Origin of the sequence: Streptomyces atriruber (assembly GCF_001418325.1) — a bacterium.
Taxonomy (GTDB): domain Bacteria; phylum Actinomycetota; class Actinomycetes; order Streptomycetales; family Streptomycetaceae; genus Streptomyces; species Streptomyces atriruber.
The window spans coordinates 1-10073 of the sequence record NZ_LIPN01000218.1; the positions used below are offsets into that span (position 1 = coordinate 1).

Sequence of the window (10073 nt, forward strand, 5' to 3'; positions counted from 1 at the left end):
CCCACTGGTTCGGCACACCCCATGCCGCCGCCCGGCCCCTCTGACGCGCACGAGCCGCCCGGACGACGCCCCCCAACCCCCAGGAGACCCACGTGAGGACCGGAGTCACCGTCTGGCTCACCGGCCTGCCCAGCGCCGGCAAGACCACCATCGCCTACGAGCTGGCCGACCGGCTGCGCGCGGAGGGCCACCGCGTGGAGGTCCTGGACGGCGACGAGATCCGCGAGGCGCTCTCGGCCGGACTCGGCTTCTCCCGCGCCGACCGGGACACCAACGTGCAGCGCATCGGCTTCGTCGCCGAACTCCTGGCCCGCAACGGCATGCTGGCACTGGTCCCGGTGATCGCGCCGTACACCGACAGCCGGGAGGCGGTGCGCAAGCGCCACGACAGCAACGCCACCCCGTACCTCGAGGTGCACGTCGCCACCCCCGTCGAGGTGTGCAGCGCCCGAGACGTCAAGGGCCTGTACGCCAAGCAGGCCGCCGGAGAGCTGACCGGCCTCACCGGGGTGGACGACCCCTACGAGGCACCCGCCGCGCCCGACCTGCGCATCGAGTCGCAGCACCAGACCGTCCAGGAGTCCGCCGCCGCGGTGTACGCCGTGCTCGCCGAAAGGGGCCTGTTATGACGCCGACCGCCGACCCGGTGACGGGGGGCGACGGGGGCAGGGACACCCCGTACGCCCTCTCGCACCCCGACGCGCTGGAGTCGGAGGCGGTGCACATCCTGCGCGAGGTGGCGGGCGAGTTCGACAACCCGGTGGTGCTCTTCTCCGGCGGCAAGGACTCCATCGTCATGCTGCACTTGGCGCTGAAGGCGTTCGCGCCCGCCCCGGTGCCCTTCGCGCTGCTGCACGTGGACACCGGGCACAACTTCCCCGAGGTCCTGGAGTACCGCGACCGCACGGTCGCCGAGCACGGGCTGCGCCTGCACGTCGCGTCGGTGCAGGACTACATCGACCGGGGTGTGCTCAAGGAACGCCCGGACGGCACCCGCAACCCGCTCCAGACCGTGCCGCTGACGGAGAAGATCCAGAGCGAGCGGTTCGACGCGGTGTTCGGGGGCGGGCGCCGGGACGAGGAGAAGGCCCGCGCCAAGGAGCGGGTGTTCTCGCTGCGGGACGAGTTCTCGCAGTGGGACCCGCGCCGTCAGCGGCCCGAGCTGTGGCAGCTGTACAACGGCCGTCACGCGCCGGGCGAGCACGTGCGGGTGTTCCCGCTGTCCAACTGGACCGAGCTGGACGTGTGGCAGTACATCGCCCGCGAGGACATCGCACTGCCCGGGATCTACTTCGCGCACGAGCGTGACGTGTTCCAGCGTTCCGGGATGTGGCTGACCGCGGGTGAGTGGGGCGGCCCGAAGCAGGGCGAGACGGTCGAGAAGCGGCTCGTGCGCTACCGGACGGTCGGTGACATGTCCTGCACCGGCGCCGTGGACTCCGACGCCACCACGCTGGAGGCCGTCATCACCGAGATCGCCGCGTCCCGGCTGACCGAGCGCGGCGCGACCCGCGCCGACGACAAGCTCTCCGAGGCCGCCATGGAAGACCGCAAGCGCGAGGGGTACTTCTGATGACCGTTCTGAGCGACACCACCGTCGGCACACTGCGCTTCGCCACCGCGGGCTCCGTCGACGACGGCAAGTCCACCCTGGTGGGCCGCCTGCTGCACGACTCCAAGTCGGTGCTCGCCGACCAGCTGGAGGCCGTCGCCCACGCCTCCCGCAACCGCGGCCAGGCCACCCCCGACCTGGCGCTGCTCACCGACGGCCTGCGCGCCGAACGCGAGCAGGGCATCACCATCGACGTCGCCTACCGCTACTTCGCCACGCCCCGGCGCCGGTTCATCCTGGCCGACACCCCGGGCCATGTGCAGTACACCCGGAACATGGTCACCGGCGCCTCCACCGCCGAACTGACGGTGATCCTGGTCGACGCCCGCAACGGCGTCGTCGAACAGACCCGCCGCCACACCGCGATCGCCGCCCTGCTGCGCGTCCCGCACGTCGTCCTCGCGGTCAATAAGATGGACCTCGTCGGCTACGAGGAGGCCGTCTTCGCCGCCATCGCCGAGGAATACACCGCCTACGTCAAGGAGCTGGGCGGCCCGGAGGTCACCGTCATCCCGATCTCCGCGCTGGCCGGCGACAACGTGGTCGAGCCGTCCGCGCACATGCCCTGGTACGGCGGCCCGACCGTCCTGGAACACCTGGAGACCGTGCCGGTCAGCCACCACCTGGCGCCCTGCTCCGCCCGGCTGCCCGTGCAGTACGTGATCCGCCCGCAGAGCCCCGAACAGCCCGACTACCGCGGCTACGCCGGCCGGATCGCGGAGGGCACCTTCCGCACCGGGCAGCAGGTACGCGTCCTGCCGTCCGGCCGCACCTCCACCATCGCCGGGATCGAACAGCTGGGCCGCCCCGTGGAGGCGGCCTGGGCCCTGCAGTCGGTGACCGTGCTGCTGGCGGACGACATCGACGTCTCGCGCGGCGACCTGATCGTGCCGCACGCGGACGCCCCGGCCACCACACGGGAGGTGGAGGCGACCGTGTGCCACGTCGCCGACCAGCCGCTGACCGTCGGCCACCGGGTGCTCCTCAAGCACGGCACCCGCACGGTCAAGGCGATCGTCACGGACCTCCCCTCCCGGCTCACTCTCGACGACCTGTCGCTGTACCCGCACCCCGGACGGCTCGTCGCCAACGACATCGGCCGGGTGCGGATCCGCACCGCCGAGCCGCTGCCCATCGACTCCTACGCCGACTCCCGGCGCACCGGCTCGTTCATCCTGATCGACCCGGCCGACGGCACCACGCTCACCGCGGGCATGGCGATCCGTCATCCCGGCAGAAATGACCGCATGCGCTCGTAGAAGGGGAACTGGTAGTCGTAGTACGACGCCAGTTTCGCGTTGTTCTCGACTCTGTCCTGATAGACGCGGGGAACATGGTCGAACCCCTTGCTCCGCGCCGCGTCCGCATGCCATTCCCTGGTGCGGCTCCACTCGTCCCGGTTCTCGGGCTCCCACGAGAGGGCCGACTCCATGAAGTCGATGCCGACCCTCTCGCAGTAGGCCCGGACCACGACTTCGGACTCGGCGGCCAGCTGTTCCGCCGCGAAGACCGCGGGGCAGGCCCCGATGCTTTCGTGCACGGTGCGGAATATCTCGAATTGATGCTCGAAGCCGATCTCGGCGCAGGTGATGTCCGGCTTCATGGCGTAGTGCGACGGGATCACCGCTTCCGGGTCCCTGATCAGGAAAGTGTGACAGCCGATGTCGGGGAACTCCGGGGCGTCGACGATCTCGTAGCGGTACTCCGTCGTCTCCTTGACGAACACCCGACGGCGCGTGGCGATGTCCTGGAGCGTGTCCAGGAGTTCACGCTGGTCGGATATCTTCTCCCCCTCCACGACGGCGTATCCCTGCACCACGAGGCTGGAGAACGGCTCGTGAACGACGAGGTGGTCACCTCTCTGGATCATCATTCTCAAGAAGGCCGTGGACAGGCTTCTCGGAGGGCTCCAGAGAAACAGAAGATTGTGTCCGTGTTGTGGTGCGCCGTTCATGAGAAGCTCCATTCTGCTGCATGACTTTCCGCGGATGCGCACTGTTCGCGCATCCGCGGGGGTTTCGGCTCCGCAGCCCACAGGGGCTACCGCTTATGGCCGATGACCACGTGCTTCTCGCCGCCGGACCTCCGCACCTCGCAGTCGCTGAATCCGGCCCGCTCCAGCAGGGCGGTGAACTCGGCGGCCGTACGGTGCCTCCCGGCCATCTCGATGTGCATCACGAGGTTCATCGCGGCCGTGGCCAGCGGACCGCTGCGGTCGTCCTCGAAAAGGCGGTCCATGATGAGGACCCGGCCGGGGGCGCGGCACGCGCGGTAGGCCTTCTCCAGCAGCGTGACGCAGGTGTCGTCGTCCCAGTCGGAGAGGATGTAGCCGAAGGCGAGGCAGTCGCCCCGCGGGAGTTCGTCCGCGAAGAAGTCGCCGCCGACGAAGTCCAGGCGGTCGGCGACCGGCCGTGCCTCGGCGTCCTCGCCGACCAGCGGGCCGACCGCCGGCATGTCGAAGACGGTGGCGCGCAACGCGGGCTCGGCGAGCAGCGCCGCCACGGCGAACGGGCCGGTGGCCCCGCCGACGTCCACGAGGTGCTTCGTCCCCACCATCCCGGCGAGGACGGCCAGCTCCCGCGAGACGCCGAAGCTCAGGTCCCACATGGCGCGCATGAAGCCGCGCAGCGACTCGGCGTCGCGGTACACGTCGTCGAACGGGGACTCCTCCGTGGTCGGCTTCCCCTTGGCGAGATAGGAGTCCAGCCGACCGAGCCGACCCTGGGTCTCCAGCGTGAGGTGCTTGATGAAGCCGCCCAGGTACCTGCTGTTGCCGGGGTCCAGGAAGGGCGCGGCGTCGGAGGTCAGGGTGTATTCACCGCCCGTCGCGCGGGTGACGACGCCGAGGGACGTCAGGACGAGCAGCATCCGCTCCAGGGTGTCCTCGTCGACGTCGAGTCGCTCGGCGAGGCCCGCGACGGTGCCCGGGCCGTCCTCGATGAGGGAGGTGAACACCCCGTGCTCGACGGCGGTGTGAAGCACCGGAGTGGCGAGCAGTCCGTAGACGGCGTTCTCAAGTGCGCTGGGCATCATCGGTGTTGCTCCTCGATCATGTCGATCTCGTGTACCAGTTGGGCCAGTTCCTGCGGATGGCTGACGTGCGCGGCGTGACCCGCACCGGAGATCTCGGCGAAACGGCCGTGCGGCAGCAGCTCGGCGAGCCGCCGCGCCACTTCCCTGTGGTGTGCGGCCGACCGCGATCCGGCCGCCACCACGGTGCGGAGCGGAAACGTCAGCGGGTCGAACGCCGGGGCGTCGACCGTGGGGTCCGTCATCTCGGAGATGAGGGCCGCCCCGTCCGCGGCGAGGTCGGACGGCCGGGCCCGCGCCAGGTGCAACCGGCTTGCGGGGCCCAGGAGTTCGGTGAGCATGGCCCGCGTCGCCTGCTCCGGGCCTCCCTCGGCCGCGGCGGCGCGCACGGTCCGCTCCCACGGGTCGTCGGCGGGCCACCAGGGCAGCCAGCGCACGGGCGGCTCGACGGCGACGATCCCGGCGACGCGCGACGGGTCCGCGGCCGCGGCGGCCATGGCCACCAGGGCGCCGTAACTGTGGCCGAGCACGACCGGCGGCACGTCCGACTCCGCGAGCGCCGTGCGCAGGTCGTCCACGTGCACCGGGAAGTCGACGTCCGCACCCCCGAGCGGGCGGGACGCGCCCCAGCCGCGCCGGTCGTAGCCGAGGACCGGACGGCCCGGCAGGTGGTCGACCACGCGGCGGAAGGTGTCGCTGCGGTCCACCGAGCCGTGCACGATCAGTACGGGCCGGGCGGCCGTGGCCGTCCCGTCCCCCCAGGTGCTGATCAGCGGTCGCGCCCGCGCCGGTCCGGTCTGCGTCGTTCCGTCGTTCACTGAACCGTTCGCCCCTCGCTCACGAGCTGCACCAGTCCGGCCAGAGTCGGCTCGTCGAGCAGTCGCTGTATGTCGATCACCATGCCGAAGCGGTCCTCGGCGGCCGCCATGAACTCGGCCATGGCCAATGAGTCGCCGCCCGCGGAGAAGAAGTCGGTGTCCAGCTTCACGCGCACCTGCGGCACCCGCAGACACGACGAGAACAGCCTGGCCAGCTCCCATGTGACGCGGGTGGACCCCGCGTCGGCGTCCGGCGCGGCGGGCACCGGAACGGGAGCCGTCGCCGCGGGCACCGGAACCGGAGCGGTCGCCGCGGGCACCGCCACGGAAGCCGTCGCGTCGTGCTCCTGCGCCACCTTCCCGTTCGAGGTGAGCGGCAGCTGGTCCGTGACGGTGAACGCCGCCGGAATCATGCCGCCGTGCAGCCGCTCCGCGAGATGGCGGCGTACCGCCTGCTCGTCCCAGGACCCCGGCTCCTCGGGCACGACGAACGCGTGCAGCCGGTTGTCGCGCTCGACGGCGTGGCAGGAGGACACCCCGGGCGCCTTCTCCAGCACGCGCTCCACTTCGTACAGTTCGACGCGCTGACCCCGGATCTTGACCTGCCGGTCGCGGCGGCCGACGTACTCCAGAGAGCCGTCCTCCCGCCAGACGCACAGGTCACCGCTCCGGTACATCAACCGTCCCGGCCGCCCCGCGAAGGGGTCGGGCACGAACGACTCGGCCATCAGGTCGGGCCGTCCCAGATAGCGGCCGACCCCGATCCCCGCGATGTACAGCTCGCCCGGACTGCCGACGGGCAGCAGCCGGTGCTCCTCGTCCAGGACGTAGACGCGTTTGCCCGCGACCGGACGCCCGATCGGCGGGTCGTCCTCACCTGCGCACTCGTGCCAGGTGGACCAGACCGCCGCCTCGGCGGGACCGTACAGGTTGAGGAGCCTGCGGCCCGGCGCCGTCCAGCGGCGGACCAGGGAGCCGGGCAGCCGCTCGCCCGCGAACGCCGCGATGCGCAGATTGGGCAGCGGATCGCGCGCGAGCACCGACCACACCGACGGCGTCATGATGGCGACGCTCACCCGCCGCTCGCGCAGCAGCCGCAGCAGCGGCGGCCCCGGGGTCAGCTGCGCGGTCCGCGCGACGACGAGCGTCGCCCCGCACAGCAGCGCCAGGACGGCCTCGGAGATGCAGCCGTCGAAGTTCAGCGAGAGGAACTGCAGCACCCGGTCCTGCGGCCGGACCCGGAACACCGTGCGCTGCGCGATGTGCAGGTTCGTCAGCGCCTCGTGGCTGTTGGCGATGGCCTTCGGCCGACCGGTGGTGCCGCTGGTGAACACGACGTAGGCGGTGTTGCCCGGCGCGACGCCGGTGATCGGCGGGGCGGCGGCGCGCACGGCCGGGTCGAGCCGTACGACGTCGGCCGGGACGCCCAGAGCCGCGATCCGGTCACCGGTGGCGTCGTCGGCGATGACGAGCCGCGCGGACGTCTGCTCCAGCATGGTCCGCAGACGCTCGCCGGGGCAGTCGGCGGCGGCGAGCAGGAAGGCGCCCCCGGCCTTGGCCACGGCCAGGATGGCGACCACCAGCCGCACGGAGCGTTCCATGCTGATCGCGACGACCGTCTCGGGCTCCACGCCCAGCTCACGCAGCCGGTGCGCGGCCCCGTTCGCCAGCGCGTCGATGTCCGCGTACGAGTACACGACGCCCTCGTCCTCGACCGCCGTGCTGTCCGGCGCCAGTCGGGCCCGCTCCTCGAAGAGGAGCTGCCAGCAGACCTGGGCGGCGCCGTCGTCGGCCCCGGTGTCGTTCCACTCGGCGACGATCTGGTGCCGTTCGAGATCGGTGACCGCCTTGGCGGCGGGCACCGCGTCGGCCGCAGGAGCGGCAGGGGTCGCAGGGGTCGTAGAGGTCGCAGGGGCCGCAATGACCTCAGAGACCTCAAAGCCATCGGAGACCTCAAAGCCATCGGAGACATCAAAGCCCTCAGAGACCTCCGTACGGCTGACGTGCACCGCTGCCCGGCGCCGGGAGCGCGTGTTGCAGTGCGGCCCCCACTCCACAGGATCCGCCTCCAGCGGCGAGAGCCCGAACCGCTCGTAGCGCTCGACGAAGCCGAGGATCGCCCAGCGCGCCAGACGTTCGGCGAACGGCGCACCCAGGCAGTAGTGCGGACCGGAGCCGAACCCGAGGTGGCGACCCTCGCTGCGCGCGATGTCGAAGGCGGTGGGGTCGCTGAATTTGCGGGGGTCGAGGTTGGCCGCGGCGAGCAGCACGAGGACTCCGTCCCCGGCCGCCATCCGCGCCCCGCCGATCTCGATGTCGCGCGCGGCGTGCCGACCCACGTACTGGCTCGACCCGTCGATCCGCAGCACCTCGGCCACGGCGGAATCCGCGAGCGAGTGGTCCTGCCGCAACTGCCGCAGCTGCTCCGGATGGTCGGCGAGCAGCAGCAGTCCGCCGGAGACGAGGTGCGTCAGCGTCTGATAGCCCCCGGCGACCAGGACCAGCGCGTTGGCGGCGACGAGCTGGAGCAGCTCGGCGGGCGGCTCCGCCGCGGGATCGACGGCGAAGTCGTCCCGCAGGGCCGTCGCCAGGGTGGAGACGAGGTCGTCACCGGGCGCGGCGAGGCGTTCGGCGGCGAGCTCGCGCAGCCCGGCGAGTGCCTTGTCGAGGAGCGGGACCGTCTCCAGGTCGGCCCGGCTGGGGAAGGTGGAGACGCTGCTGAGCAGGCGCTCGTAGGCGTCTGCCCACTCGGTGAGCTCCGTGCCGCGGCCCGTCATGCCCAGCAGATGGGTCATCAGGTGCTCGGGCAGCCGCTCCGCGAAGTCCTTCACCAGGTCGACGGTTCCGGTGTCGGGGAGCGTGTCCAGGACCCGGTCGGCGATGGCCCGCAGGGCCGCGTCGTGCCGCTGCAGACCGGCCGGTGAGAACTCGCCGCGCAGAGCGTTCCTGATCCGGGTGTGGTCGGGCGGATCGTTGAAGAGGAACTGGGCGGACAGCATCTCGGCGGTCGGCACGATGCCGCTCATGCCGCGCGCCGCCAGGTCGTCGGGGGAGTGGTGGCGCGCGGACGAGAACGCCCGGTGGTTGGCGAGGATCTCGACCGACTCGGCGTACCCGGAACAGACCCAGACGCCTCCCACCTCGTCGTAGAAGACGGGCGGCAGCTCGGAAATGGCCTTCCAGTAGAGCCGGGGGTCGGCTATGACCTCGGCACGGCGCAAATTGTGGATGCCGTGCCGTGCACGGTCGTAGCCGGCAGCGGGACGGGCGGTCGGGGACTCCACGCTCTTCCCCCTCTCCTTACTTGTCGGCCATGCGCTGCGCGAGGCTGCGCGGGCGCATGTCGGTCCAGTTCTCCTCGATGAAGCTCAGGCAGGCCTCGCGCGTGTCACTCGGGTGCGCGACGGTCCAGCCCGCGGGCTGGTCCACGGTGACCGGCCAGAGCGAGTGCTGGTGCTCGTCGTTGACGAGCACCACGTACGTGCCGTCCGGGTTCTCGAAGGGGTTGGTCATGTCAGCTCCTTGGATGTCGGGGGTTCGATGGCTGAGGGTTCGATCTGCTGAGGGGGGTACGAGGGGTCTCGCGCTCAGGGGCTCTGGTTCTGGAGGGAGCGGGAGAGGATCTCGCCCACGGGCTTCAGGACGTTCGGCAGCAACATGTCGTCGTGCGAGCAGGGGACCCGGTGCTCGTCGACCCGCCCGGTGACGTGTGTCGTCCAGGCGTCCCGGCCCTTGTCGGGGGCGGTACGGGACCCGTCCCGTCCCAGGGCAGCGGTGAGCACGAGCAGGTCGCCGCGGAACACGCCGGGTGCGAACGCGGCGCCGATGCCCGCGTTGTGCCGCAGCGTGTGCGCGAAGGTGCGCAGGTCGTCCGGCGTCAGATTGGCCATCACCGCGCCGACCTGCTGGAAGAACGCGCTCAACGCGGCCGGTGTCAGCGGCTCGTCGGCGCCGACGGTGGTGATGGCGGCCGGATCGTAGCCCGCGTTCGCGGCGATCATCCGCAGCATGCTGTCCTCGTCCGCGGGCACCGGCTCGACGCCGTCCTCCGCCGCGGCGGGGAAGGCGTCCAGGAGCGCCAGGAGCGCGATCTCCTCGCCCTGTTCCTGGAGTTGCGTGGCCATCTCGAAGGCGACGAGACCGCCGAACGACCATCCGACGAGGTGGTACGGCCCACGGGGCTGCACCGAGCGCAGCTGCTCCACGTAGTCCGCGGCCATGGCCGGGAGCGTTGCCGGGGGCTCGGCACCCTGCAGCAGCGTCCGGGCCTGGAGGCCGTAGAGCGGGTGGCCGGGCGGCAGATGGTCCTTGAGGTGGTAGTAGCCCCAGCTGTGCCCGCCCGCGGGGTGGACGCAGAAGACCGGTGCCCGGTCCCCTTCCAGGTGCAGCGGCAGCAGGACATCGCCCTCCGCCTTCGCCGCCCCGTGCAGCCGTTCGGCGAGCCCTGCCACGGTGGGCGCCTCGAAGAAGTCCCTGGGCCGCAGCTGCGCGCCGAGGGCGGCACGGATCCGCCCGATGAGGCGCATGGCGAGCAAGGAGTGCCCGCCGAGGGCGAAGAAGCTCGTGTCGCCGCCGACCCGGGCGACGTCCACGCCGAGGACCTCGGCGAAGAG

Annotated in this window: 8 protein-coding genes and 1 pseudogene; 3 read left to right on the top strand and 6 right to left on the bottom strand. The window is 71.4% G+C overall.

What is annotated here, in order from left to right; genetic code table 11:
• Window positions 1-71 precede the first annotated feature (71 nt).
• From cysC to AOK03_RS22480, 3 genes and pseudogenes are all read left to right on the top strand, one after another.
• A pseudogene (gene cysC / locus AOK03_RS22470) lies at window positions 72-629 on the top strand (adenylyl-sulfate kinase); the annotation flags it as partial.
• Window positions 626-1573 (top strand): sulfate adenylyltransferase subunit CysD, encoded by a 948-nt coding sequence (gene cysD, locus AOK03_RS22475; RefSeq protein WP_055567125.1) that lies wholly within the window; start codon window positions 626-628, stop codon window positions 1571-1573. The pseudogene cysC and the gene cysD, both read left to right, overlap by 4 nt.
• On the top strand, window positions 1573-2871 hold the full coding sequence (locus AOK03_RS22480) for a sulfate adenylyltransferase subunit 1 (protein WP_055567126.1): 1299 nt from the start codon (window positions 1573-1575) through the stop codon (window positions 2869-2871). Before cysD ends, AOK03_RS22480 begins: the two co-directional genes overlap by 1 nt.
• On the opposite strand, the gene AOK03_RS22485 is transcribed toward AOK03_RS22480, so the two are convergent.
• From AOK03_RS22485 to AOK03_RS22510, 6 genes are all read right to left on the bottom strand, one after another.
• Window positions 2838-3485: a sulfotransferase-like domain-containing protein gene (locus tag AOK03_RS22485; RefSeq protein ID WP_079074888.1), complete on the bottom strand. Its 648-nt coding sequence runs from the start codon at window positions 3483-3485 to the stop codon at window positions 2838-2840. The genes AOK03_RS22480 and AOK03_RS22485 overlap by 34 nt on opposite strands.
• Before the next feature lie 167 nt (window positions 3486-3652).
• Window positions 3653-4645: a methyltransferase gene (locus AOK03_RS22490; RefSeq protein ID WP_055567127.1), complete on the bottom strand. Its 993-nt coding sequence runs from the start codon at window positions 4643-4645 to the stop codon at window positions 3653-3655.
• A complete protein-coding gene (locus AOK03_RS22495; protein ID WP_055567128.1) occupies window positions 4642-5460 on the bottom strand; it encodes an alpha/beta fold hydrolase in 819 nt (272 codons plus the stop codon). Before AOK03_RS22495 ends, AOK03_RS22490 begins: the two co-directional genes overlap by 4 nt.
• Window positions 5457-8744, bottom strand: a complete 3288-nt coding sequence (locus AOK03_RS22500; RefSeq protein ID WP_055567129.1) for an amino acid adenylation domain-containing protein — start codon at window positions 8742-8744, stop codon at window positions 5457-5459. Before AOK03_RS22500 ends, AOK03_RS22495 begins: the two co-directional genes overlap by 4 nt.
• 16 nt (window positions 8745-8760) lie before the next feature.
• Window positions 8761-8973 (bottom strand): MbtH family protein, encoded by a 213-nt coding sequence (locus AOK03_RS22505; protein WP_055567130.1) that lies wholly within the window; start codon window positions 8971-8973, stop codon window positions 8761-8763.
• Window positions 8974-9047: 74 nt separating this feature from the next.
• The coding region (locus AOK03_RS22510) for an alpha/beta fold hydrolase (protein WP_157869045.1) at window positions 9048-10073 on the bottom strand (1026 nt) is incomplete at its 5' end.